Genomic DNA, 24,633 nt, shown 5'->3' with positions numbered 1-24,633 from the left:
GGTTGCTCGGCCTCAGGCGGTCGCAGACAGGGGCGGACAGCTGCCGGGGGACGCGAAGAGCTCCTCGGCGGGGATCCGGGCGAGGACGCGGCGCAGCTGCAGGGCGAGCTGCATCGCCAGTGCGCCGTCGGGCGAACGCCAGCGGCGGTGCCCGAGCACCCGATCGACCCGGTCGAGCCGCTGGTAGACGGTGTTGGGGTGCACGCGGAGGGCCGTGGCCGCGGCACGCGGGTTCTGGCCGGCGGCGAAGTAGCCCTCGAGCGTCTCGATCAGCAGAGCGTTGTGCTCGGTGTCGTACCGCTCCAGCGGCCCGACGTTCTGCGCCAGCAGGGCGCGCACCCGCGCCGGCGACGTCCCGTCCAGCACGAGTCCCAGCACGCCCAGCTCGGTGCGGCTCGCGCCCTCGCCGGTGCGGTCGAGGGCGAGCAGCAGCTGCAGGCACCGCGCGGCCTCCCGATGCCGGGCCCGCACCTCCTCGGCCGACGTCGCCGGCCCGGCCACGCCCGCGGTCACCACGCCGCCGGTCACGCGGCCCAGCTCGGCCGGGAGCCGACGCGCTGCCTCCGTGGGGTCGACGTCGGGCAGCAGCACCACCACGTGCTGGGTGTGCTCGGCAGCCAGCCCGCCGTGCTGGGTGGCGTGGTCGGCGGCGGCCCGTGCGAGCTGGCGGCGGGTGACACCGCTCGCGCTGAGCACCGCCACCGTGAAGGGCCGGCGGAACACCAGCGCACCGGACCGGCGGGCCCGTCGTTCGAAAGCCGCCCAGTCCGGTTCGCGCTCGGCCAGCAGCTCGTCGAGGAGCTCACCGCGCACCCTCTGCTCGGCCTGGGCGATCTGGCGCTCCATGAGCAGCAGCAGGGCGGCGGTCTGCGCGGCGCGCTCCAGCACCCGCACGTCGTGGTCGGGCAGCGGTCCCGGAACGGCCAGCACGAGGTGGCCGAAGTGCTCCTCGCCCGCCCGGATCGGCACGGTCCACGTCCCCGGGGAACCGGGGACCTCATGCGCTGCGAGCTCGTCCGACGCCGCCGGCAGGGCGTCGGGCAGCAGCGCGGTGTCACCGGTGGCCGCGAGCACCGCGCCGTCGGCGGCGACGGCGGCCAGCGCGCCACCGAGCATCTCGGCCACCCGCTCGACGAGCTCGCCGACGTCGGCCTGGCGCAGCGCGAGCGGCATCAGCAGCTCGTGGACGGCGCCCGCGCGCTCGAGGGCCGAGCCCTGCCGGGCGAGCTCGGCGTTCGCCTCCCGCAACCGCTCGGCGGCGGCCTCGGCCTCGGCGAACAGGCGGGCGTTCTCGATGACGATCGCGGCGTGGTCGGCCAGTGAGGCCAGCAAGTCGATCTCGGCCTGGTCGAACGTCCGCTCATAGCGGTTGGCCACGAACAGGGCGCCGATGACGCCGTCGCGGACGTGGCGCAGCGGCACCCCGGCGATGCTGACGAGGCCGTCCTCGACGACGGCGTCGGTGACCGCCGGGTTGCGCTGGATGCGTGGATCGTTCAGGTAGTCGGGGGTGGCGAACGGCTCCCCGGTGGCGATGATCCGGCCGCCGACGCCGCTGCCGACCGGCTGGCGCACCGACTCGATGGCCTGGCTGACCGTGCCCAGGGTGATCCGCATGTACACGTCGCCGACGACCGGGTCGCGCAGCGCGAGGAACGTCGCGTCGGTGCCGAGCAGCTGCCGGGCGCGGTGCACGATCGCGTCGAGGACGCTGTCGACGTCCCGCAGGGAGGCGAGGTCGCGCGCCGTCTCGATCAGCGCGTGGGCCTCCTTCTCCCGCTGCTTGCGGCGGGCGAGCAGTTCCCGGACCCGGCGCGCGCGCCCGATCGCGGCCAGCACGTCGTCGCGCGCCTCGCCGGGGAGCCGGGCCTCGACGAGGTCGGCGAGCTGGTCGAAGGCCTCGGCGGGGGCCTCGGCGGCGAGCAGCCGCAGGAGGCGGGCGACGACCTCGTCCGGCCCAGGGACGCCCATGTCTGCGACGGTCACTGCGCCAGCACCCTTCTGCCGTTCGCTCACCCGGCCGCGGGCGGCGGCCGGTGAACGACGATCTCGGAATGTAGTCGCTGCGCGGCCGTTCCGTCACGGTGCGGCGCGGTCAGGACCCCCGTCCGCCCTCGTCGTCCGCAGCCTGACCCCGGCGGGACGAGCCGGCCGCCATCTCGCCGCCGTCGACCCGGTAGACCTCGCCGTTGACGAAGGCCGACTCGTCGGAGGCGAGGAACAGCACCATGTTCGCGATGTCGCTGGGCAGCCCGACCCGCGGCGACGCCACGGCGGCCAGGGCCCGGCGCGGCAGATCGGGAACGGAGTCGAGCAGCTGCTGGGTCTGGATCAAGCCGGGAGCGATGGCGTTGCAGCGCACGCCCTGCTTGCCGTACTGCGCGGCCACGAACCGGGTCAGGCCGATCACCGCGGCCTTCGTGCTCCCGTAGGCGGTGAGTGCCGTGCCGCCGCGCAACCCCGCGATCGAGGCCATGTTGATGATCGAGCCGCCACCGCCCTCGATCATGTGCGGCAGCGCGTACTTGCACATCAGGAAGATGCTGCGCACGTTCGTCGCGAAGGCGCGGTCCCACATCTCGACGGACGTGTCGATCACCGTGCCGTCGGTGAACCAGGCGTCCGGCCCGACGAGCGCGGCGTTGTTGTGGATCACGTCGATGCGGCCGTGGGCGTCGATCACCGAGGCGACGAGCGCTTCTACGGAAGCCTGGTCGGTGGCGTCGAACCACTCAGCCGTGGCGGCCGCGCCGATCCCCTCGGCGACCCGCTTCGCCCCGTCGATGTCGATGTCGGCGATCACCACCATCGCACCCTCGCGGGCGAGCGTGATCGCGGTCTCCCGCCCGATCCCGTTGGCGCCGCCGGTGACCAGGGCGATCTTCCCGTCGACGCGGCCCATCAGGACTCCAGGAACTTCGTGACCACGGCGATGAACTCGTCCTCCTGCTCGACCATCGGGTAGTGGCCCGCCGCGTCGATCGGGGCGAGGGTCGCGTTCGGGATCAGCCGTACGAACTCCTCCGCGTAGGGCAACGGGAGCAGGCCGTCGGACGTGCCGTGCACGACGAGCGTGGGCGCGTCGATGAGCGGGAGCCGGCGGCGCAGCCCGCGGTCGGCGATCGGCCACATGAACTTCGTGGCGGCGCCGAGGTTCTGGGCGGTGAACAGGATGTGGGCGTTCGGTTCGTCGGGCACCGGCACGAAGTTCGTCGGTTCCTGCGCCGGCGGCTCGCCGTGCCACTTGGCCGCGCGCACCTCGTCGGCCGGGCCGAACGGGTCGGGCGCGGGGTGCGCGTCGAGCCAGAGCCCGAACGCGTTGACCAGCACCAGCTTGCCCACCAGCTGCGGGGCGATCGCGGCCAGCTCGGCGGCGAACATCCCGCCCAGCGAGTGCCCCACCACGTCGATCCGGTCGATGCCCCAGGACTCGACGAGCTCACGGTGGTACAGGACGGCGTCGAGCACGTCGGTGAAGGCCTCGAAGCCGGTCGAGTCCCCGAATCCGGGCAGCTCCGGGGCCAGTACCCGGCGGTGCTCCGCCAGTCGCTTGAGGAAGCCGGCGTCGCCGGGGTGGCGCTCGTAGCCGTGCAGGTAGAGCAGCGGTTCACCGCTACCGCTTTCCCACAGGTGCACGTCGAACCGGCCGACGTTCGGGATCTCCAGGGTGGTCAAGACTCCTCCGTTCCTCTCGTCGTCGAGCGGATGTGCGACGGAGAGCGGGCCGATGGTCCCTCCGTCGAGTCTGTGGCGGCGACCACGGCCCGGACAACGGAGGGTTGCACACGGTCTGCTGAGGGGATGTGTGCGGAGGTCCACTCCACGCGTGGGGCGCGCCGCCGTGCGCGTCGGGGCTAGCCGGTGAACTGGCCGCCGGCGGGCAGCAGCAGCTGGCCCGTCATGAACGACGACTCGTCGCTGGCGAGGAACAGGCAGGTGGCCGCGATCTCCTCGGGGCGGCCGAGGCGGTTCATCGGGGTGATGCTCATCGCCGCGCGGAAGGCCTCCTCGTCGTCCTCGATCCCGGCGATCATCGGGGTGGCCGTGTAGCCGGGGCCGACGGCGTTGACCCGGATGCCGGTGGTGGCGAGCTCCAGCCCCATCACCTTGGTGAGCATCCAGACGCCCGCCTTGGACACGCAGTACGGGGCGCCGCCGGCGAGGGGGATCTTCGCCGCGCTCGACGCGATGTTCACGATCGAGCCACCGGTGCCCTGGGCGAGCATCTGGCGAGCCAGCGCCCGGTCGGTCTGCATGACCCCGATGACGTTGACGTCCAGTACGCGCGTGAACGCCTCCGTCGGGAGGTTCACGACGTTCGTGGCGTCCTTCTGCTCCGCCCGCGTCTGCACGTTGCTCCGCCCGGCGGCGGTGGCGATGCCCGCGGCGGCCACCCCGACGTCGACCTTGCCGAACTCGGCGACGGCCGCGGCGACGAGGGCGTCGCAGTCGGCCTCCTTGGTGGTGTCGGTGCGCACCGCGATCGCGCGGCGGCCTGCCTTCTCGACGAGCCGAACGGTCTCGTCCGCGGGAGTGAGGTCGCCGATGACGATGTCGGCGCCCTCTTCGGCGAACCGGACGGCGGTGGCCCGGCCGATGCCGCTCGCGCCACCGGTGATCACGGCGACCTTTCCGGCCAGCGCTGGTCTCATACGGTTCTCCTTCGCATCGTCGCTGATGAGTGGAATGGGGCGGGGAACGTTGTCCGCCGCGCGGAATGAGGACAGAGCGCGGCGGTGAGCGACATTCGAATACCGGCACGCTGTGGAAGCGGTGGCGCCGATGAAAAGGTAGGGCCAGAGATGTCCGTGCCGCAACGGTGGGTGGAGCTCGACGCGCTGATCGACTGCGGCGAACGATTTCTTCGGTCGATGTGAAGCCGTCCACGAGAGGTGGCGAGGAAGTGGGGAGAACTCCATTGTTCGCCCTCCCCGGGGCGCCCACGATGGCGTTCGTCGATGACGACGCGACGCTGAGGATGGTGCAGCGGTGAAGTTCCACTGGTTCGCGGAGGTCACCTACGACGGGCTCCCGGAGGGGTTCCCGGCGCCCGGGCAGGGGGGGTGGGTGGACATTCCGGCCCGCCTCGCCGATCCGCGGCGGATCGGGGAGAACTACCGGATGTTCATCCGGCTCATGCAGCAGGCCGACCGCGACGGGTTCGACGGCCTCGCCGTCAACGAGCACCACCAGACGCCGTTCGCGATGACCCCCTCGCCGAACCTGCTGGCCGCGAGCCTGGCCAGCAGCACCGAGAACGCCGCGATCCTGGTCATCGGCGACTCGCTGGCGCTGTACAACCCGCCCATCCGGGTCGCCGAGGAACTGGCCTACCTCGACTGCCTCTCCGACGGGCGGGTCATCGCCGGGTTCGTGTTCGGCACCCCGATGGACTCGACGTTCGCCTACGGCCGGCCGCCGAGCGAGCTGCGCGATCGCTTCCACGAGGCGCGCGAGCTCATCCTGCGCGCCTGGCGCGAGCCGGAGCCGTTCGCGTTCAACGGGCGCTACACGCAGCTGCGCTACATCAACCTGTGGCCGCGCCCGATCCAGGACCGACCGCCGATCTGGGTGCCCGGCTCGAACAGCGTCGAGACGTGGGAACTCGTCACGCGGGAGAACTACTGCTACGGACATCTTTCGTTCTCCGGGCTGCGTTCGGCGAAACCGCTCGTCGACGGGTACTGGGAATACGTGGCAGCGCACGACGGCGACATGAACCCGCACCGGATGGCGTTCACGCAGTTGATCTGCGTCGCTGATTCCGATCGGGAAGCGGAGCGCAAGTACGCCGAGGCGGTGCGCTACTTCCAGCGCGTGCGGGACCCTGCGCCGCGGTACGCGACACCGCCCGGGTACAACTCCCGTGCGTCGCTGGCGGGGATGCTGCGCCGCACCGCCACGCCGGAGGTGCTCGAGGAGCGGCGGCGCGCCGCCCGGGGCGAGATGAGCTTCTGGGAGTACGACGAGAAGGGTTACATCATCGCCGGTACTCCGGACCGGGTCGCCCAGCGCGTGCGCGAGCTGGCGACGCAGCTGCGGGTGGGACAGCTGATCGCCTGCCTGCACATGGGCAACCTCCCGGAGGAGGTCGCCGCCGAGAACACCCACCTGTTCGGCACCAAGGTCATCCCGCAGCTGCGGGATCTGTGGGCCGATCAGCCCGACCACTGGACCCCCGAGGCGAGCCAGCGGCGGGTCGCGGCACGCGCCGCCGACGCGGCGCTGGTGGGAGGGAGCTGACCAGCTGATGGCGACGGCCACCGTCAACGGCGTCACCCTGCGCTACGACGTCCAGGGGGACGGCCCGCCGCTGCTGCTGATCTCCGGCCTCGGGCAGAGCTCGCTGGCCTGGGCTCCGGTCGTCCCGAGGCTCACCGCGGACTACACGGTGATCACCTTCGACAACCGCGGCACCGGCCGCAGCGACGTACCGCCCGGCCCGTACGCGATCGACGACCTCGGCGACGACACGGCGGCGCTCATCGATCACCTGGGGGTCGGCCCGGTGCGGGCCGTCGGCTGGTCGCTGGGTGGCTCGGTGCTGCAGTCGATGCTCATCCGGCACGCCCGCGTGCTGAGCCGGGCGGTCCTGCTCAGCGCCTTCCCTTCCTACACCCCGGTCCAGCACGCTTGGCTCGACGCGGGTCTGACGCTGCGCCGGGCGGGCATCGACCCGGTGACGCTGGGCATCCAGGGCATGGCGTGGGGCTTCACCGCCCGGTTGCTGGCCGACCACGAGCGCGCAGCGGCGCAGGCCGAGCTCGTGCGCAAGGACCCGCACCCGACCACGCTCGCCGGCTACGAAGCGCAGGCCGCCGGCCTGCGGGTGTACGACTCGCGGCCGCACCTGCCGTCGGCTCGCACCCCCACGCTGGTGCTGGTCGGCGCCGAGGATGTGCTGACGCCGGTGTCCCAATCGGTCGAGATCGCCGAGCTGATGCCGAACGCGACGCTCCAGGTGCTGCCGCGCGGCGGTCACTCCATGATCCTCGAGTACCCGGACGACACGATCGCCGCGATCACCGCGTTCCTCGGCAAGGACACGTCGTGAGCGCGGGCACCGGGGTGGTGGCGCGGATCGGTGCGGCCGGTGCGACCGGGGGCGCGGACACCGCGCCCGGCCGGGTGGCCGCCGCGGGCCGGGCGCTCGCCGCCGGTCACCCGGTGCTGGTCGACGACGACGTGGCGGGGTCGGGCGGCACCCTCGTGGTCGCGGCGGAGCGGTGCACCGCGACCACGATGGCGTTCCTGGTCCAGGTCAGCAGCGGCCTGGTGTACGTGGCGATGACCCCGGCCCGGCTCGACGAACTGCGGATCCCGCCGCTGACCGCACGCCACTGCGATCCGTCGCCGTCCGCCGTGGCGGTGTCGGTCGACCTACGGACGGGGGTCACGACCGGGATCTCGGCCAAGGATCGGGCGGGTACCGTCCGGGCGCTCGGCGACCCGACGAGCCGCCCGGGCGACTTCGTCCGGCCGGGTCACGTCCTCCCGGTTCGGGCGCGTTCGGGAGGGGTGCTCGAGGAGCCCGGACCGCCAGAGGCCGCGCTCGATCTCTGCGCGGCCGCGGGGGTGCAGCCGGCCGCGGCCCTCGCGACCGCCGTCACCGACGACGGAGAGGTGCTGGGCCGGGGCGGACTCGCCGCCTTCGCCCGCCGGCACGGGCTGGTGCTGGTGCGGATCTCCGAGATCATCGACTGGCGGCGCCGCGAGTCGTCCGTCCGGCCGGGCGGCGCTGTGGCAGGTTGACCGTGGCGGAGCACGCCGCTCCACGCGACGCGCAGGGAGGAGCCTGATGACGGACGAACCGGACGCGCTGTCGTTCGAGCCGCTCACCCCGGTGTCTTACCTGGACCGGGCGGCGGCCGCGCACGGTGAGCGGGTGGCGGTCGTCGACGGGCCGCTGCGGTTCACCTACGCCGAGCTGCACGATCGGTGCCGGCGGTTGGCGGGCGCGCTGGTGGGGGCCGCGCGGGGGCGTCCGGTGGCGGTGCTGGCCCCGAACACGCACGTGCTGCTGGAGGCGCACTTCGGGGTTCCGTGGGCAGGTGTGCCGCTGGTCGCGATCAACACGCGGTTGTCAGCGGGCGAGATCGCCTACATCCTGGAGCACTCCGAGGCCGCGGTGCTGGTGCATGATCCGGACTTCGACGAGCTGGTGGACGCCGCGCTGTCCGGGCTGGCCGATCCGCCGCAGCGGATCCGGGCCGGGCAGGAGTACGAGGCGCTGCTGGACGCGGCGGAGCCGGTCGCGATCCGTCCCGCCGACGAGCGGGCGCTGCTGTCGATCAACTACACGTCGGGGACGACGGGGCGGCCGAAGGGGGTGATGTACCACCACCGCGGCGCCTACCTGCAGGCGCTGGCGATGGTGGCGCACACGGCGTTGTCGCCGTCCGCTGTGCACTTGTGGACGCTGCCGATGTTCCACTGCAACGGCTGGTGCTTCCCGTGGGCGGTCACTGCGGCGGCGGCCACGCACGTGTGCTTGCCGAAGGTGGACCCGGCCGAGGTGTGGCGGCTGATCCGGGCCGAGGGGGTGACTCACCTCGAGGGTGCGCCCACGGTGTTGTCGATGATCGCCTACGCGCCGCAGGCCGGTCGGGTCGACCGCACGGTGCGGATGGCCACCGGTGGGGCCCCGCCGTCACCGGCGATCCTGCGGCGGATGGCCGAGCTGGGGTTCGAGATCACTCATCTCTACGGGCTCACCGAGACGTTCGGTCCGGCGATGATCTGCGACTGGCGGCCGGAGTGGAACGGTCTCGACCCGGCGGAGCAGGCGCGGTTGAAGGCCCGCCAGGGTGTGGGGAACATGATCGCCTGCACTGCGCGGGTGATCGGCGCGGACGGCAGCGACGTGCCGGCCGACGGGAAGACGGTCGGCCAGATCGCGCTGCGCGGCAACAACGTGATGCTCGGCTACTTCAAGGACCCGGAGGCGACCCGGGCGGCGGCCCCGGATGGGTGGTTCCGCACGGGCGATCTCGGGGTGCTGCACCCGGACGGTTACGTCGAGCTGCGGGACCGCAGCAAGGACGTGATCATCTCGGGTGGGGAGAACATCGCCTCCGTCGAGGTCGAGCAGGTCATCGCCGACCACCCCGCCGTGCTGGAGGTGGCCGTGATCGCGGTGCCCGACGACAAGTGGGGCGAGGTGCCCGCGGCGTACGTGACCCTGAAGGAGGGCGCCTCGGCGACCGAGGAGGAGATCGTGGAGTTCGTCCGCGGCCGCCTCGCCCGGTTCAAGGCGCCCAAGCACGTCGTCTTCGGCGAGCTGCCCAAGACGTCCACCGGGAAGATCCAGAAGTACGTGCTGCGCGAGAAGGCGTGGGCGGGTCGGGAACGCCGCATCCAGTAGGCGCCGGCTGATCAGTCGTCGTCCTGCTGGTGGTGGTCGAAGGCGACCACGCCGCGCTTCCAGTAGCCGTCCACGTCGATCGACGCGCGCGGCAGCCCGCGCTCGCGCAGGCCCCGTCGGATCGGCTTGAGCGTCGTCGCCTCGCCGCCCACCCAGACGAAGCCGTCGCCGGCCGGGAACTCCAGGCCCAGTACCGCGTCCTGCAGGAGCGTCGTCGTGCCCGGTTCGGCCCCGTTCCGGTACAGCCAGGTGAGCCGCACGTCGGCGGCGGACTGGATCTCCTGCCGCTCCGCCTCGTCGGCCACCTCGGCGAACGCGAAGACCGTGGTGCCGGGCTCGGCCTGCTCGAGCCAGCGCGCGACAGCGGGTAGGGCGGCCTCGTCGCCCGCCACGACGCACCAGTCGAGCCCGGTCGGCGCCAGCACCGAACCGCGCGGGCCGAGCACGCCCACCGCGTTGCCCACCTGGGCGCCCGCGGCCCAGGTCGAACCCGGCCCGTGGCCGTGCAGGACGAAGTCGATGTCGATCTCGTTCTGCTCGGGGCGGTGGTTCCGCACGGTGTAGTCGCGGAACGTCGGCTGCGCGTTCGGGTCGCGCTCCAGCCCGTTCGGCCCGAGCTTCGGCATCACCGGCAGCCCGTCGCGGTCCTCGGGGAAGAACAGCTTCACGTGGTCGGCGGGCGCGGGCGCCTGGAACCCGGCCAACTCTTCGCCGGCGAGCGTGACCCGCACCATCCGCGGCGTCAGCCGCCGCACCGCTGCGACGCGCAGCAGGCGGGGGACGAGCTCGTATCGGATGATCGTGGGTGCGGCGGCGGTCACGCGGCTCTCCTCTCAGGTGAGGATCACCTTAGTCGCTGTGGCTGATCTGTCCGTTGCTCTCCGATCAGAGGCCGAAGGGGAGTGGTCCCGGGGACGTCGGCTGAGTTGACCCGGGCTGCGGAGGCAGGTCCGGGACGTGCGGCGGCGCGGACGTCCCAGGAGACCCGAAGCCGGGTTCCGCGGGGCTTGAGCTGCGCGGCACCGTCGTCGGCGCGGGTGTGGGAGTCGGCGCGGGTGCGGGAGTCGTCGGCGCGACGGTGCGCCAGTCGATCGTGCTGCGGGTCTTGCAGATGAGCGAGATGCCCGAGCCCTGCTCCGGCGGCGCGATGCGCAGGACGACGGTGCCGCGCTCGCGCCCCGACGTGCAGGACATGCCGGCGAGGTCGCCGATGTCGTCGATGGAGTCGCCGCTGTGGCCGCGGGGACCGCGCGGTCCCGCAGGACCGGGAGGGCCGGCCGGACCGGGGCCGCGTGACCAGGAGATGAGGGTCTCGTGGGTGGCTCCGACCCGCTCGTCGCAGGTCTGGCCGAGGTCGGGAGCGATCAGGCGCATCGCTCCCGTGAGGTCGTTGACGCAGGCGAAGTAGGTGTCCGGCTCCGCGGTGCCGGCGGAGGTGGCGTACGCGGTGCCGCCGACGAGCACACCGGTGAGGGTGAGCGATCCGACGACGACTGCGGTGCGGGACGGGCGGCGCACGAGGCTCTGCACTCCTGTGGTTCGGACGCACGCCGGCGACGGGTGGGGAGCGATCGGCGGTGCGTGCTGCTGGGGTGCAGTGATCGTCGGCCGAGGGAGATCCGCCGTTACCCGATGCGCACGATCGACTCCGATCGGCTCATCGGTATTGGATCAGTCGCGCGGATCCGCGGCTCGTCGTCGCGTCCGATCGGCGGCTTTAACCATGTATGACAAACCCAGGTTTGACATACTTGGTGTATAGTGTCACCGTGTCGCAGACCGTGGTGAAGCAGCGGGTGGGGCCGTGGGTGGCTGAGTTCGCCTGGCCGATCGACGTCGATCAAGGCGGCCCGCGGTCCGTGACGATCCGGCCGGCGAAGGACGCAGATCCGACGCAGGTCGCGGCCGGGATCAGCTCGACCGTGGTCCGCCGGCTCGACTTCGCCGAGGCGGCGCGGAAGCGCCGGGAACTCCGGGCCGCCGTCGATGCCGTGGAGGACGACCCGGCGGAGCGGCGGCGTCGTGCGCGGGCAGCCCTGCGGAAGGCGCTGAGCCACGGCGTCGACGACCGATACCTCGCGATCCTCGCCGCCGAGTACGTCCACCTCGTCGTGACCGGCGAACGGGCGGTCACGGCTGCACTGGCAGAGATGGTGGGGCGCTCGCCCGAGACCGTGCGCGCGCACTTGAAGGAGGCGCGCAGGCGCGAGCTGCTGACCGCGTCGAAGGGTCGGGCCGGGGGCGAGCTCACCGATCGCGCATGGCGGGTGCTCGGCTTCGAGGGCGCCTGATTCCGGTCGGCGCCTCAGCGGGCCGGGTTCTGCGGAACCCGTGAGCGCGTCGCACTCCGGCGGGACGGTCGAGCGTACGGTTCTCCCCGATGGATGTGCACAGGGCGCGGGCGTTCCTGGCGGTGGCCGAGGAGCTGCACTTCGGCCGCGCTGCGGCGCGGCTGCGGATGGCCCAGCCGCCGCTCAGCCGGATGATCCGCGCCATCGAGGCCGAGCTCGGTGCACCTCTGTTCGAGCGCGGGCCGCGGCACGTCGCGCTGACGCCGCTGGGGGAGGCGTTGATCGAGCCGGCCCGGTCGCTGGTGATGCAGTCCGAGCGGATCGTGGAGATCGCCCGGCGGATGCGCCGCGGCGAGTCCGGCCGGGTGCGGCTCGGGTTCTCCGGCGCCTCCGTGTACGCGCTGGTCGGCGCGCTGGTGCGCCGGGCGCGCGAGGACTACCCGGGATTGACCCTGGAGCTGCGCGGCTCGCACCTGTCCGAGCCCGGCCTCGAACGGATGCTCGCCGGTGGGTTGGACGCGGTGGTGGGTCGCTGGGACCGGCTGCCGGACGAGGTCGACTCGCTGGTGCTGGCGCAGGAGGAACTGCTGGTCGCGCTGCCGGCGGAGCACCGGCTCGCCGTCGCGGAGGCACTGCGGCCCGGCGAGCTCGCCGACGAGGCGTGGATCGCGCTGCCGGGCGGTCGCGGGGCGACCCTGTCGAACCGGCTGCACCTGCTCGGCACGCTGGGGCGGTTCGTGCCGCGGATCGTGGACACGGCGGTCGACTCGCCCACGCAGTTGCTGATGGTCGACTCGGGCGCCGGTATCGCGCTGGTCTTCTCCGGGGTCAGCGCGGCGATTCCCGTGCACGACGTGGTGTTCCGGCCGCTCGACCCGGGGCTCGGCCCGGTCGAGGTGCGGCTCGCCTGGCGCCGTGCGGATCCGAACCCTGCGCTCGCCCGGCTGGTGGAGCTCGCGGCCCGGATGTCGTGATACCTTCGCGGTATCGCTGCGGCGGTAATTGATACTTCTGTCCGAGGTATCGGCTGGCGACACTGAGGGCATGGATCGTCCCCTCCGGGCTCCGCTCGACGGGCTCCTCGTCGCCGACTTCAGCCGTGTGCTCGCGGGTCCGCTGGCCGCCATGACGCTCGCCGACCTGGGCGCGCGGGTGATCAAGGTGGAGCGGCCCGGTGCCGGGGACGACACGCGCACCTGGGGTCCACCGTGGACGGACAACTCCGCGGCCTACTTCGAGAGCGCCAACCGGAACAAGGAGTCCGTCACCCTGGACCTGGACGACCCCGGCGATCTGGAGGCGGCGCGGGAACTCGCCCGCCGCGCCGACGTGGTGATCGAGAACTTCCGCGTCGGTGCCCTCGACCGTCGCGGCCTCGGCTACGAGCAGGTGCGCCGGGACAATCCCGGCGTCGTCTACTGCTCCGTGTCCGGCTTCGGCCGGACCGGTGGCGCCGAGCTGCCCGGGTACGACTTCCTGGCGCAGGCGGTGGGCGGACTGATGTCCGTCACGGGTGAGCCGGGCGGCAGGCCGATGAAGGTCGGCGTCGCGCTGGTCGACGTGCTCACCGCCAAGGACGCCGTCATCGGCATCCTCGCCGCGCTGCAGGCCCGTGCCCACAGCGGGGTGGGCCAGCACGTCGAGGTCAACCTGCTGTCCACGCTGCTGGCCGCGCTGGTGAACCAGGCCGCGTCGTACCTGACCACCGGCAACGCCCCGGGCCGGCTCGGCAACGCGCACCCGTCCGTCGCCCCGTACGAGCTGCTGGAGGCGGCCGACGGCCCGTTCGCGATCGCCTGCGGCAACGACGCCCAGTTCCGCAAGCTCGCCGCCGCCGTCGGGGACGAGTCGCTCGCCGACGACGAACGCTTCGCCACCAACGCCGCCCGGGTGCAGAACCGGGCCGCCCTGGTCGACGAGCTGCAGCGGCGCCTCGCCGCCGACTCCGCCGAGTCGTGGGTGGCCCGCCTGACCGCGGTCGGCGTTCCGGCCGGCCGGGTCGGCTCCGTCGCCGACGGGTTCCGGCTGGCCGAGCAGCTGGGCCTGGACCCGCTCGTGGACGTGGGGCCGGGACGGCCGGCCCAGGTGCGCAACCCCGTCTCGCTCTCCGAGACACCCGTCACGACATACACCGCCCCGCCGCGGCTGGGTGAGCACAGCGACCAGGTCCGTCGCTGGCTCCGCAAGGAGGACAACGCATGACGCACGTCGACCCGATGACCCTGCCCGTACCGGACCCGGCCGACCCGGCCGCGCTGGACGAGCTGCACACCGAGGACGAGCGGCTGGTCCGCGAAACCGTCCGCAAGCTGCTGGACAAGCTCGTGGAGCCGCACATCGCCGAGTGGTTCGAGGTCGGCGCGATCCCCGGCGTCCGTGAGCTGGCGCGCGAGCTGGGCTCGATCGGGCTGTTCGGCATGCACCTGGAGGGCTACGGCTGCCCGGGCATGTCGGCCGTCGACTACGGCCTGGCGTGCCTGGAGCTGGAGGCGACCGACTCCGGCCTGCGCTCGCTGGTGTCGGTGCAGGGTTCGCTGGCGATGTACGCGATCTGGCGGTGGGGCTCCGAGGAGCAGAAGCAGGAGTGGCTGCCGCGCATGGCCGCCGGCGAGGCGATCGGCTGCTTCGGCCTGACCGAGCCGGACGTCGGTTCGGACCCGGGGAGCATGCGGACGGTCGCCCGCCGCGACGGGAGCGACTGGATCCTCGACGGCCGCAAGATGTGGATCTCCAACGCGCCGTACTCCGACGTCGCCGTGGTGTGGGCGGGTACGGACGAGGGCGTGCGCGGGTTCGTGGTGCCGACCGACACCCCCGGCTTCTCGGCCCCCGAGATCAAGCACAAGCTGTCGCTGCGCGCGTCGGCGACCGGTGAGCTGGTGCTGGACGGCGTCCGCCTGCCGGCCTCGGCGATGCTGCCCGAGGCGCGCAGCCTCAAGGGTCCGCTGTCCTGCCTGAACGAGGCCCGCTACGGCATCGTGTGGGGCGCTCTGGGCGCAGCCCGGTCCTGCCTGGAGACCGCGCGGCGCTACTCGCGGGAGCGGGTGCAGTTCGGCCGCCCCATCGGCGCGTTCCAGCTGACCCAGCAGAAGCTCGCCGACATGTGCCTGGAGTACGTCAAGGGCTACCTGCTGGCGCTGCACCTGGGCCGGAAGAAGGACGCCGGCACGCTGCGCCCGGAGCACGTGTCGATGGGCAAGCTGAACAACGTGCGCGAGGCGCTGGAGATCGCCCGCAGCGCCCGCACCGTCCTGGGTGCCAACGGCATCTCGCTCGAGTACCCGGTGATCCGGCACATGACCAACCTCGAGTCGGTGCTCACCTACGAGGGCACCGTCGAGATGCACACGCTCGTGCTCGGGCAGCTGCTGACGGGGGAGCAGGCGTTCCGCTGAGGCCGCTCCGGCGGCGCGGTTCCGCCGGCCTCCTCCGCCTGCGGTAGGAGATCGCACACCCGACCGCAGGCCGATGTGCCTGCAGCTACGACGGCCGACGATCGGTGGGGTGTCCACCACTGCCTTCGTCGCGACCCGGGCGGTCGCCCCGGATCTCGCCCGCGGCGCCGCGCTGCTCTTCATCGCGATCGCCAACGCCCATCTCTTCCTGTTCGGGCACGACGTCGGCGTGCGCGGGCACGCGGCCGATCCCGGGCCGGTGGACCGTGCGGTCGCGCTGGGACAGGTCCTGCTCGTCGACGGTCGGGCGTACCCGCTGTTCGGGGTGCTCTTCGGGTACGGGCTGGTACGGCTGGCCGAGCAGCGCGGACACGCAGTGGTGCGCACGCGGGCGCGTCGGCTGCTGCTGCTCGGGGCGGTGCACGCGGCCCTGCTGTTCTCCGGTGACGTGCTGGGGCCGTACGGGCTGCTCGGACTGGCGCTGGGCGGGCTCGTCGCGACGGCGCCGGCGGCACGGTTGCGCCGGCTGGCCGGGGGGTTCCTCGTCGGGCCCGCGCTCGCCGGTGCGGCACTGGCGGCGCCGGGACCGCCCGACCAGCGGTCCTGGCTGGTGTCGACGGGGGTGGCGGACCCGGTGTCGGCCGCGGTCGTGCGGATCGTCGAATGGGCGGTCGTCGGACTGGTCCAGGCGTTGGGTCTGGCTGCGGCGGTCCTGCTCGGCGGTTGGGTGGCGCGGCGGGGGCTGCTGGACGCGCCCGGGGACCACCGCCCGGTCCTGCTGCGGATCGCGTCCGTCGGCTTCACCGTCTCGATCCTCGGCGCGCTGCCGCTGGCGACGATGGCGGCGACCGTGTGGCCGGACCCCGGACTGGCCGCCCGGCTGGTGGCCGGCGCGCTGCACGGAGTGACGGGGTACGCGGGCGGCCTGGCGTTCGTCGCGGTGGCCGGGCTGGTCGCGGCGCGGGCACAGGGGCGAGTGGCGCGGGCGCTCACGGAGTGCGGGCGGCGATCGCTGTCCTGCTACGTCGTCCAGTCGGTGGTGTTCGTCGCGGTGCTCGCACCGTACGGCGGCGGGCTGGGCGACCGGGTCGGTCTCGCGGGTGCGACGGGGCTGGCCGTCGGCACCTGGGCGCTGCTCGTGGTGATCGCCGTTCTGGTCGGCCGCGCCGGACGGCGAGGACCGCTCGAGGCGTGGCTGCGGCGACCGTGACCACCCGGCCACGTTCCGAGCGGGGGATCGATCTCGGTCGGCGGCTCTACGATGCGCGGATGGCTCCCGGTCGTCGTGATCTCCTGCGGGCCGCGATGCCGTTCGCCGCGGTGGGTGCGGTGGTGTACGCGGCCATCACCGATCCCGCCGATCCGTGGCGCACCGCGGCGCTGGTGGCAGGTGCTGCGCTGTTCGGGGTGTGGGCGCTGCGGCCGGACCGGATGCCCGCGCCCGTGCTGACCGCGGGGGTGTCGATCGCGGTGCTGGTGGCGAAGGGATCAGGTGATCTCGACCCCGGGATGCTGCTGCTGTCGCTGCTGGCGATCGCGGTCGCCGGCTGGGACACGGGCCCGGCCACGACGGCGGTCTGCGTGCTGGTCGCGATCGCGGTACCGGTGCTGGTCGACGTTCTGGATCCGGATGACGTCGACGTCGGCGTGTGGGTGGCAGCGGTGGCGTTCCCCGCGCTGATCGCGGGCTTGTTCCGTCGTCAGGAGGAGCAGCGCGCCGCCGACGAGGCCGCCCGCGCCGCGGCGGCGGCGCGCGCGGCGGAGGAGGAGCGCCGCCGCATCGCCCGGGACGTGCACGACCTCGTCGGGCACGGCCTGGCCGCGGTGCTCCTGCAGGTGGCGAGCGCCCGCCACGTCCTGCACGACGACCCGGCCGAGGCGGATCTCGCGCTCGCCGCGGCCGAGGACAGCGGCCGGCGCGGGCTCACCGAGCTGCGGGCCACGGTCGCGCTGCTGCGCTCCGCCGACGGTGACGACGGCGACGGCCGTTCCCCGGTCCCGGGCCTGGACGGCATCGCGCGCCTGGTCGCGGACGCCCGCGCCGGCGGCCTCTCCGTCGAGCACACCACCACGGGCGAGCTCAGAGATGTCGACCCGATGGCGGCGCTCACGCTCTACCGGATCGCGCAGGAGGCGCTGCTCAACGCGGCGCGCCACGCGCCCGACGCCCGCACCTCGGTCCACGTCGCCGCCGAACCGACGGCGACCGTGCTGGAGGTGACGAGCCGACCGGTGCGCCCGGCGCGGAACCGGCCGGGCTACGGCCTGACGGGGATGCGGGAGCGGGCCGCCGCCGCGGGCGGCACCCTCGTCGCCGGTCCCGTGGACGACGGCTGGGTCGTGCGGTGCGCGCTGCCCGGGAGCGCGCCGTGAGCGTGCGCACCGCCGTCGTCGACGATCAGGAGCTGGTCCGGGCCGGCATCGCCCGCATCCTGCGGCCCCGGGACGGGTTCACGGTGGTCGCCGAGTGCGCCGACGGTTCCGAGCTGCTGGCGCAGATCGACGAGCTCGACCTCGATCTCGTCGTCATGGACGTGCGCATGGCCGGGCTCGACGGCGTGGAGACCACGCGCAGACTCCGTGACCGGTCAGGGGCGCCGCCGGTGCTCGTGCTCACCACGTTCGACGAGGACGAGGTCCTGTGGGGCGTGCTCGAGGCCGGGGCGGCGGGTTTCGTGCTCAAGGACGCGGGCGCCGCGGAGATCCTCGCCGCCGCCCGTGCCGTGGCGGCCGGTGCGGCCTGGTTCGACCCGGCCGTGACACCGCGGCTGCTGGCCGCGCACCGGCGCACGCTCGCGCCGGCGCAGCGCGCCGCCCGCCGCCTCGACGAGCTGACCGCGCGGGAGCACGAGGTGCTCGCGCTCATCGCCCGCGGTGCGACCAACAGGGAGATCGCCGACGCGCTCGTCCTCAGCGAGGCGACCGTGAAGTCGCACGTGAGCGCCATCTTGTCGAAGCTCGGGCTGCGCGATCGCGCCGCGGCGATCGTCTACGCCTTCGACCACGGCGTGTACGAGCCGCCGGGGAGACCTTCCGCCTCGTCACCGCGGCCGTCTGCTCCCCCGCCGACGTGATGGTGGTTCGTCGAGAACGAAGTCGTGGCGATTTCGAACCGATTCGATCGAGCGCAACTTCGTTCTCGATGCGAGATCTCACCCTCGTCGGCTGAGGGCACCGGCCCCGCGGAACCGCCTCCGCGATGCCGACCGTTGCGTGACGCCGACCGCGGTGCGTGCCCCCGGCAGGATTCGAACCTGCGACACGCGGTTTAGGAAACCGCTGCTCTATCCCCTGAGCTACGAGGGCGTGCCCGCGATCCTAGCCGCGTGGCTGGACGGATCAGGTGGCGGCCTCGGCCGCCTCCACCGTCCGCTGGGCGCGACCAGCGCGGGTCGCGAGCACCGAGCCGGCGAGGATCAGCACGAACGCCGCCACCATCGACACGGTCAGCGGCTCGCCCAGCACCAGCACACCAGCCGCGACCGCGACGGCCGGGTTGAGGTAGGTGAACACCAGTGCCCGGGACGGGCCGACCTCGCGCAGCAGGGCGAAGAAGACGAGGAAGCCGATCGCCGTGCAGATGACCGAGAGGCCGGCGATCGCGGCGAGCACCCAGCCGCTCGGCACGGTGGCCGGCCAGGTGGCGACCGCCGGGGGTGCGTAGACGACGGTCGCGAAGATCAGGCAGGCGACGGTCATCGGCAGCGACGGAACGTTCTGCAGCTTGCGTGCGGCGATCTGCGGGGCGATCGCGTAGGAGACCGCGACCAGCAGGACCTCGAGGATCGCGACGGGGTTGTCGCCGCGCAGCTCGGGCGCGCCGAGCACGGCCACCCCGGCCAGGCCGATCCCCAGGCCGGCGATGCGGGCCGGGCCGAGCCGTTCCGAGCTGCCGAGCAAGCGCGCCACCAGCAGCGTGATGATCGGGGACGCCGCGATGAGCAGGCCCGTCATCGAACTGGAGATGTCCTGCTCGGCGTCGGCGAGCAGGTACCACGGGAGGATCATCTCCAGGAACGCGAACGCCGCGATCGGCTTCCAGTACGGCCGGACCCCGGCGAGCTGACCGCCGCGCAGCGCCAGCGGCAGGAGCAGGAGGGTGGCGAGGGCGCACCGGGTGAACACCAGCACCGGCACCGACACCCCCTCGACGGCGACCTTGATCATCAGGTAGGGGACGCCCCAGATCACGCCCATCAGGGCGAACAACACCGCTCCTCGCCTGCTCACAGCGATCACGCTATGCGGCAGGCGGACCGGGCAGCAGGTCCAATCCGCGCCCTGCGGAGTGGTCCACTCTCCGGAGGTCCGGTTCCTCAGGTCGGTCGACTGCGGTTGCAGCCGCCGTCACAGCCCCCTCTCAGGCGCCTCTCAGACCGTCCGATCAGACTTTCCCCATGCGCATCCTCGTCGTCGACGACGACCGGTCCGTCCGGGAGTCGCTGCGCCGGTCCCTCGCCTTCAACGGGTACGAGGTCGACCTGGCGTCCGACGGGCAGGAGGCTCTCGACGCGGTGACGGCCCGGCGCCCCGACGCGATGGTGCTCGACGTGATGATGCCGCGGCTCGACGGCCTGGAGGTCTGCCGGCGCATGCGCGCGGCCGGCGACGAGCTGCCGATCCTCGTGCTCACCGCACGCGACGCGGTCAGCGACCGGGTGGCCGGGCTGGACGCGGGAGCCGACGACTACCTGCCCAAGCCCTTCGCCCTCGAGGAGCTGCTCGCTCGGCTGCGGGCGCTGCTGCGACGGCGATCGCCGTACACGTCGACCGGTGGGCAGGCGAAGGTGCTGCAGTTCGCCGATCTCACCCTCGATCCCGAGACCCGCGAGGTCCGCCGCGGTGACCGCCAGATCAGCCTGACCCGCACCGAGTTCGCGCTGCTGGAGCTGCTGCTGACCAACCCGAAGCGGGTGCTCACCCGCTCCCAGATCCTCGAGCAGGTCTGGGGCTACGACTTCCCGACGACCGGCAACGCCCTCGAGGTCTACATCGGCTACCTGCGCCGCAAGACCGAGGCCGGGGGCGAGCCGCGGCTGATCCACACCGTGCGGGGTGTCGGGTACGTCCTGCGCGACACGCCACCGTGACGGCGTCGTTCCAGCGGTTCGACCAGTTCTCGCTCCGGGGGCGGATCGGGGTGCTGGCGGCACTGGTCGCCGGGCTGATGGTGGTGCTGGTGTCGATCTCGGCGTTCATCACCGTGCGCATCAGCATCATGGACACGCTGGACGCCAACCTGCTCCAGCGCGCCTACTTCGCCACCGAGAGCGACCTGGTCAACCCGCAGCAGCTCGCGAGCCTCCCGCCGGAGGCGTTCGGGGCGGGCGACGTCCGCCTCGCGCTCCTCTACGTCAACGGCACGTTCATCTCCGCGGAGGGTCAGGCCTCCGCGCCGCCGCTCGGGCCGCAGGAACTGGCGGTCGCGGCGGGCCGCGCCGAGCACACGGTGCGCACCGCGGAGCTCGACGGCCACCCGTACCGGGTCGCTGCGGTCCCGGCCGGCCGCGGCCAGGCGCTGGTGATCGCCCAGCGGCTCGACCCGACCCAGCAGGTGTTCACCAAGCTCGGCACGTCGCTGCCGATCGTCGGTGGGGTCGGGGTGGTCCTCGCCGGGCTCGCCGGGGTCGCGGTGGCCCGCGCGGCACTGCGGCCCGTCGACCGGCTCATCGACGCCACCGAGCGGGTCGCCGCCACCGGTGACCTGCGGCCGATCCCCGTCGAGGGCACCGACGAGCTCGCCCGGCTCTCGCACAGCTTCAACGAGATGCTCGGTGCGCTCGCCGCCTCCCGCGAGCAGCAGCGCCGCCTCGTCGCGGACGCCGGCCACGAGCTGCGCACCCCGCTGACGTCCATGCGGACCAACCTCGAGCTGCTCGCCGCCGCCAGTCGGCCCGGAGCCCCGCCGCTGCCGGAGTCCGAGCGGGCGGAGATCCTCGAGGACGTGCAAGCCCAGGTCGCCGAGCTGTCGACACTCGTCGGCGACCTGGTCGAACTGGCCCGCGACGACGCTCCCGCCGTCGTCCACGAGCCGGTCGAGCTCATGGACGTCATCGAACGCGCCCTCGAACGGGCTCGCCGCCGCGCCGGTGGCATCACGTTCAAGACGGTCCTCGTGCCCTGGACGCTGATGGGCGATGCCACCGCGCTGGAGCGGGCGGTGCTGAACCTGCTCGACAACGCGATCAAGTGGAGCCCGCCCGGCGGTGAGGTCCGGGTGCAGATGCGACCGCTGGACGAGTGGTGGATCGTGCTGGAGGTCGCCGACGCCGGACCGGGCATCGCCCCTGAAGACCTCCCGCACGTCTTCGAGCGCTTCTACCGGGCCGACACCTCCCGCACGATGCCCGGCTCCGGGCTCGGGCTGGCCATCGTCCGCCAGGTCGCGCTGCGGCACGGTGGCGCCGTGTGGGCCGGTCGGGCGCCGGAGGGCGGGGCCCTGCTCGCGGTGCGTCTACCGGGCCGCCCGGCGCACGGGTGATGCCGTCGCCCGACCGTGGCCGGTCGGGGGCTGCCGCGGCGCGCATTCCCTACTCATAGGCTGACGCCCGAGTCGACGGACAGCCGAACGGGTGATGGCGATGCACGACCGCGAGCCGAGAGGTCGCACGGAGCAGTTGCCGGACGCGCCGGACGCCGACCCCACCGACGGGGAGGGATCCGGCGCGGAGCGCACGTGGCCCTACGGGTCCGACGACGCACCGAAGACCGCCCCGGACCCGGCCGAGGTGGGACCGGTGTCGGTCGACGAGCTGCTCAGCCGCGGCTTCGGGCCGGACGAGCCGAGCGCGCTCGACGAGCTGTTCGACGCGCAGGCCTCCCTCGATGGCGACGACCCGCTCTTCGCCGAGCTGGCCGCGCAGACGCCGAGCGCATCGGTGGAGCGGCCGCAGCGCTCCGACGAGGCCCGGCACGAGTCGCCCGAGACCGCCGCATCCCCGATCCTGCCCCAGCGGGTACCCGGCGAACGGCGGCGGGTCGAGGCGACCCCGTTCGGCAACGCCAGCAGCAGCTCGGTGGACCTGTTCGCCGACGCACCGGCCGATCCGGCCGCGCGCGCCGCCACCGATCCCGGGCGTCGATCCACCACCTACGGCGCGGCGGCGGCCCGCTTCGCCCAGGGCGTCGCCGGGTCCGAGCGCGCAACCTCCCGCCCGGCGACCGACCTCTTCTCGTCCGGCGTCCCCGAGCCCCGGACGCGCATCGGCGGCTGGACCGCCGATCCTTGGCCGACCCCGCCCGAGGGCACCCACCGGGCCAGCACCGACCAGAAGTCCGGAGCCCGCCCGACGGGGACCCGCGACCGCACGAACGGTGCCGACGGCGCTGACGGTGCCGACGGAGCGCGCACCGAACACCAGGAGCCGGAGGCTCGCGGCACCGCACCGGAGCCTGCCGAGCGCCCCCGGCACGCGCGCCCCGCCGAGGAGCAGGACGAGCCTGACGCGGGAGGGGCGGACGGCCGCCACCGCAGCGGCCCGGACCGCGCCTCGGAGCAGGCCGAGGACCGCGATCCGGAGGCCGCCGAGCACGACGTCCGGGACGCGATCCCCGCCCAGGACCGGCCGGCGGAGCGGGCCCGCGAGAAGGAGGCCGAGCCGGTCGTCCCCGAGGCCCGCGAGCCCGTCGACGTCGAGGGCCCGACCCGGCAGCACCGCGGCTCGAACGGCGTCCCCCGGCAGCGGTCGGAGGACGACGGGGAGGCGGCCACCACCACGATGGGCGTGATCCCCGCGCCCTCGCCTGCCCCGGACGACGGGCCGGCCACCGGACCCACGGCCACCGCACCGGCGTCCACTGCGGACTCCGCGACCACCGACCCGGGCGCGGTCCCGCACCCGGTCCCGTCGGCCGGGCCCCAGCCGGCGGGCACCCCGGACGGTCCGGTCGCGACGACCGAGCCGATCTTCCTGCAGCAGGCGCCACCCCACGTCGTTACCCAGCAGGCCGTTCCCCGACAGGCCGTCCTGCAGCCCCCGCCGCCGATGCCCGGCCGCCCGGCCCGGCTCGCCGGCCGGACACCCGGATGGCCGGTGCTGGCGGCCGCCGCGGCCGCCGCCGCGATCCTCGCGGGCATGGCGGGCGGTGCGATCGGCTACTCGCTCGCGAGCCGCGGCCCGGACCCGGCTGCCGAGGCGTCCGCGGGTCAGGGGACCGTCGAGCAGGTCGCCGCGAAGGTGCTGCCGAGCGTGGTGCAGCTGCGCGCCAACGGGGCGTCCGACACGACCGGCTCCGCGGTGGTCCTGCGCCCCGACGGGCTGCTGCTCACCAACAACCACGTCGTGGAGCAGATCGGCAGCCGGGGCCTCGTCGTGCAGCTGCAGGACGGTCGCACCGCGCAGGCGAAGCTCGTCGGGCGCGACCCCAACTCCGACCTCGCGCTGGTGCAGGCCCAGGGGCTGACCGGGCTGGTCCCCGCCGAGCTCGGCGACTCCTCCTCGATCGCGGTCGGCCAGCAGGTCGTGGCCGTCGGCTCCCCGCTCGGCCTCGGCGGCACCGTGACCACCGGTGTGGTGAGCGCGCTCGACCGGGCCGTCACGGTCGGACCGGCGCAGGGCGCGCGCACCCAGACCGTGCTCAACGCCGTCCAGACCGACGCCGCCATCAACCCCGGCAACTCCGGCGGGCCGCTGGTGGACATGGCCGGCCGCGTCATCGGCATCAACTCCGCGATCGCGACCACCGGGCCCAGGGACGGGTCGATCGGCGTCGGCTTCGCCGTCCCGATCAACCAGGCCAAGCGGGTCGCCGACGAGCTGGAGCGCACCGGCAAGGCGGCGCGCGCGTCGGCTGGGCTCACCGTCGCGACCGATTCCCGGCGCACCGGTGCGGTCGTGCGGACCGTCGCGGCGGGCGGGCCGGCGGACCGGGCCGGGATCGCGATCGGCGACGTCGTCGTCCGCATCGACGACCGGCCTGTGCTGACCGGCGACGACCTGCAGGCCGCGATCGGCTCCCGGGCACCCGGCGAGGTGGTGCGGATCGAGCTGTCCGACCGCACCGTGGAGGTCACGCTCGACGCCGCGAGCTGACCACCCGACCGTGTGCAGGGCGTCGCTGAGCCGGTCGCTACGGTGATGCCATGGAGATGGCACCGCCCAAGATCGGCCGCGCTCTCGTGGTCGTCGTCGACGACCGGGTGAGCCAGGGCGAGCGCGAGGACTCCACCGGACCACTCGTCACCGAGCTGCTCGAAGAGGCCGGTCTGCTCGTCGACGGCGTGGTGAGCGTGCCCGGCGAGGCGGTCGCCATCCGCAACGCGCTGAACACCGCGGTCATCGGCGGCGTCGACCTCGTGGTGACGGTCGGCGGCACCGGGGTGTCACCCCGTGACGTCACCCCCGACGCCACCGCGGGCGTTCTCGACCGGCCGATCCCCGGCATCGCCGAGGCGATCCGCGCATCCGGGCTCGCCGCGGGCGCCATCGACGCCGGGCTCTCCCGCGGGCTGGCCGGGGTCTCCGGCAGCACGCTCGTGGTGAACCTCGCGTCGTCCCGCGCGGCCGTGCGGGACGGCATGGCGACCCTGACCCCGCTGGTGGCGCACGTGATCTCGGAGCTGTCCGGGCTCGAGGACTGAGCT

Annotated in this window: 22 protein-coding genes and 1 tRNA gene; 15 read left to right on the top strand and 8 right to left on the bottom strand. The window is 73.5% G+C overall.

Annotation, left to right across the window (positions count from 1 at the left end; translation table 11 throughout):
* Window positions 1–12: 12 nt before the first annotated feature.
* From BUE41_RS08150 to BUE41_RS08135, 4 genes are all read right to left on the bottom strand, one after another.
* Window positions 13–1,986 (bottom strand): helix-turn-helix domain-containing protein, encoded by a 1,974-nt coding sequence (locus tag BUE41_RS08150; RefSeq protein WP_143172034.1) that lies wholly within the window; start codon window positions 1,984–1,986, stop codon window positions 13–15.
* Window positions 1,987–2,095: 109 nt separating this feature from the next.
* Window positions 2,096–2,902 (bottom strand): SDR family NAD(P)-dependent oxidoreductase, encoded by an 807-nt coding sequence (locus BUE41_RS08145; protein ID WP_234997063.1) that lies wholly within the window; start codon window positions 2,900–2,902, stop codon window positions 2,096–2,098.
* Complete coding sequence (locus tag BUE41_RS08140) at window positions 2,902–3,675, bottom strand: alpha/beta fold hydrolase (RefSeq protein WP_073456394.1); 774 nt, start codon at window positions 3,673–3,675, stop codon at window positions 2,902–2,904. Before BUE41_RS08140 ends, BUE41_RS08145 begins: the two co-directional genes overlap by 1 nt.
* A 179-nt stretch (window positions 3,676–3,854) precedes the next feature.
* Window positions 3,855–4,652 carry an SDR family NAD(P)-dependent oxidoreductase gene (locus BUE41_RS08135; RefSeq protein ID WP_073456393.1) on the bottom strand — a complete coding sequence of 266 codons (798 nt, stop codon included), beginning with the start codon at window positions 4,650–4,652 and terminating at the stop codon, window positions 3,855–3,857.
* 337 nt (window positions 4,653–4,989) lie between these two features.
* Between BUE41_RS08135 and BUE41_RS08130 the strand changes: the two genes are divergently transcribed.
* The 4 genes from BUE41_RS08130 to BUE41_RS08115 are packed head-to-tail and all read left to right on the top strand — an operon-like array spanning window position 4,990 to window position 9,364.
* Entirely contained in the window at window positions 4,990–6,243 is a 1,254-nt protein-coding gene (locus BUE41_RS08130; protein WP_073456392.1) for an LLM class flavin-dependent oxidoreductase, read from the top strand.
* Window positions 6,244–6,250: 7 nt separating this feature from the next.
* Window positions 6,251–7,054, top strand: coding sequence for an alpha/beta fold hydrolase (locus tag BUE41_RS08125; protein ID WP_073456391.1), 804 nt, complete (start codon window positions 6,251–6,253; stop codon window positions 7,052–7,054).
* A complete protein-coding gene (locus BUE41_RS08120) occupies window positions 7,051–7,752 on the top strand; it encodes a 3,4-dihydroxy-2-butanone-4-phosphate synthase (RefSeq protein WP_200803812.1) in 702 nt (233 codons plus the stop codon). The genes BUE41_RS08125 and BUE41_RS08120 overlap by 4 nt, the downstream gene beginning before the upstream one ends.
* Before the next feature lie 46 nt (window positions 7,753–7,798).
* Window positions 7,799–9,364: an acyl--CoA ligase family protein gene (locus BUE41_RS08115; RefSeq protein WP_073456390.1), complete on the top strand. Its 1,566-nt coding sequence runs from the start codon at window positions 7,799–7,801 to the stop codon at window positions 9,362–9,364.
* Window positions 9,365–9,375: 11 nt separating this feature from the next.
* Here the strand turns inward: BUE41_RS08115 and BUE41_RS08110 are convergent, their stop codons facing one another.
* Both BUE41_RS08110 and BUE41_RS08105 read right to left on the bottom strand, forming a co-directional pair.
* Window positions 9,376–10,185 (bottom strand): siderophore-interacting protein, encoded by an 810-nt coding sequence (locus BUE41_RS08110; protein WP_073456389.1) that lies wholly within the window; start codon window positions 10,183–10,185, stop codon window positions 9,376–9,378.
* Between the two features lie 64 nt (window positions 10,186–10,249).
* A complete protein-coding gene (locus BUE41_RS08105) occupies window positions 10,250–10,882 on the bottom strand; it encodes a hypothetical protein (RefSeq protein WP_073456388.1) in 633 nt (210 codons plus the stop codon).
* 251 nt (window positions 10,883–11,133) lie between these two features.
* Here BUE41_RS08105 and BUE41_RS08100 point away from each other — a divergent pair, with 251 nt between their 5' ends.
* From BUE41_RS08100 to BUE41_RS08070, 7 genes are all read left to right on the top strand, one after another.
* Complete coding sequence (locus tag BUE41_RS08100) at window positions 11,134–11,655, top strand: hypothetical protein (protein WP_084754586.1); 522 nt, start codon at window positions 11,134–11,136, stop codon at window positions 11,653–11,655.
* Window positions 11,656–11,744: 89 nt separating this feature from the next.
* The gene (locus tag BUE41_RS08095) at window positions 11,745–12,629 is read left to right on the top strand and encodes a LysR substrate-binding domain-containing protein (RefSeq protein ID WP_073456386.1); all 885 of its coding nucleotides are present in this window, start codon (window positions 11,745–11,747) and stop codon (window positions 12,627–12,629) included.
* Window positions 12,630–12,699: 70 nt separating this feature from the next.
* Window positions 12,700–13,857, top strand: coding sequence for a CaiB/BaiF CoA transferase family protein (locus tag BUE41_RS08090; protein ID WP_073456385.1), 1,158 nt, complete (start codon window positions 12,700–12,702; stop codon window positions 13,855–13,857).
* Window positions 13,854–15,050 (top strand): acyl-CoA dehydrogenase family protein, encoded by a 1,197-nt coding sequence (locus BUE41_RS08085; RefSeq protein ID WP_143172033.1) that lies wholly within the window; start codon window positions 13,854–13,856, stop codon window positions 15,048–15,050. The genes BUE41_RS08090 and BUE41_RS08085 overlap by 4 nt, the downstream gene beginning before the upstream one ends.
* A gap of 109 nt (window positions 15,051–15,159) precedes the next feature.
* Window positions 15,160–16,260 carry a DUF418 domain-containing protein gene (locus tag BUE41_RS08080; RefSeq protein ID WP_084754585.1) on the top strand — a complete coding sequence of 367 codons (1,101 nt, stop codon included), beginning with the start codon at window positions 15,160–15,162 and terminating at the stop codon, window positions 16,258–16,260.
* 59 nt (window positions 16,261–16,319) lie between these two features.
* Entirely contained in the window at window positions 16,320–17,423 is a 1,104-nt protein-coding gene (locus BUE41_RS08075; RefSeq protein ID WP_073456588.1) for a sensor histidine kinase, read from the top strand.
* Window positions 17,420–18,124, top strand: a complete 705-nt coding sequence (locus BUE41_RS08070) for a response regulator (RefSeq protein WP_200803811.1) — start codon at window positions 17,420–17,422, stop codon at window positions 18,122–18,124. Before BUE41_RS08075 ends, BUE41_RS08070 begins: the two co-directional genes overlap by 4 nt.
* Window positions 18,125–18,283: 159 nt before the next feature.
* Here BUE41_RS08070 and BUE41_RS08065 read toward each other — a convergent pair.
* Both BUE41_RS08065 and BUE41_RS08060 read right to left on the bottom strand, forming a co-directional pair.
* Window positions 18,284–18,356, bottom strand: a tRNA-Arg gene (locus tag BUE41_RS08065).
* A 33-nt stretch (window positions 18,357–18,389) separates the two neighbouring features.
* The gene (locus tag BUE41_RS08060; RefSeq protein ID WP_073456587.1) at window positions 18,390–19,280 is read right to left on the bottom strand and encodes a DMT family transporter; all 891 of its coding nucleotides are present in this window, start codon (window positions 19,278–19,280) and stop codon (window positions 18,390–18,392) included.
* Between the two features lie 167 nt (window positions 19,281–19,447).
* Between BUE41_RS08060 and BUE41_RS08055 the strand changes: the two genes are divergently transcribed.
* The 4 genes from BUE41_RS08055 to BUE41_RS08040 all read left to right on the top strand — a co-directional run bounded on the left by BUE41_RS08055 (window position 19,448) and on the right by BUE41_RS08040 (window position 24,630).
* On the top strand, window positions 19,448–20,140 hold the full coding sequence (locus BUE41_RS08055) for a response regulator transcription factor (RefSeq protein ID WP_073456383.1): 693 nt from the start codon (window positions 19,448–19,450) through the stop codon (window positions 20,138–20,140).
* A complete protein-coding gene (locus BUE41_RS08050) occupies window positions 20,137–21,531 on the top strand; it encodes a HAMP domain-containing sensor histidine kinase (protein ID WP_073456382.1) in 1,395 nt (464 codons plus the stop codon). The genes BUE41_RS08055 and BUE41_RS08050 overlap by 4 nt, the downstream gene beginning before the upstream one ends.
* Window positions 21,532–21,631: 100 nt before the next feature.
* Window positions 21,632–24,082 carry a S1C family serine protease gene (locus tag BUE41_RS08045; protein ID WP_143172031.1) on the top strand — a complete coding sequence of 817 codons (2,451 nt, stop codon included), beginning with the start codon at window positions 21,632–21,634 and terminating at the stop codon, window positions 24,080–24,082.
* Between the two features lie 56 nt (window positions 24,083–24,138).
* Entirely contained in the window at window positions 24,139–24,630 is a 492-nt protein-coding gene (locus BUE41_RS08040; protein WP_407691655.1) for a MogA/MoaB family molybdenum cofactor biosynthesis protein, read from the top strand.
* The last annotated feature ends 3 nt before the right edge of the window (window positions 24,631–24,633 follow it).

Origin of the sequence: Pseudonocardia thermophila, assembly GCF_900142365.1 — a bacterium.
Lineage (GTDB): Bacteria > Actinomycetota > Actinomycetes > Mycobacteriales > Pseudonocardiaceae > Pseudonocardia > Pseudonocardia thermophila.
The sequence above is the reverse complement of the archived record's forward strand: the minus strand, read 5'-3'. Positions and strand labels throughout refer to the sequence as shown.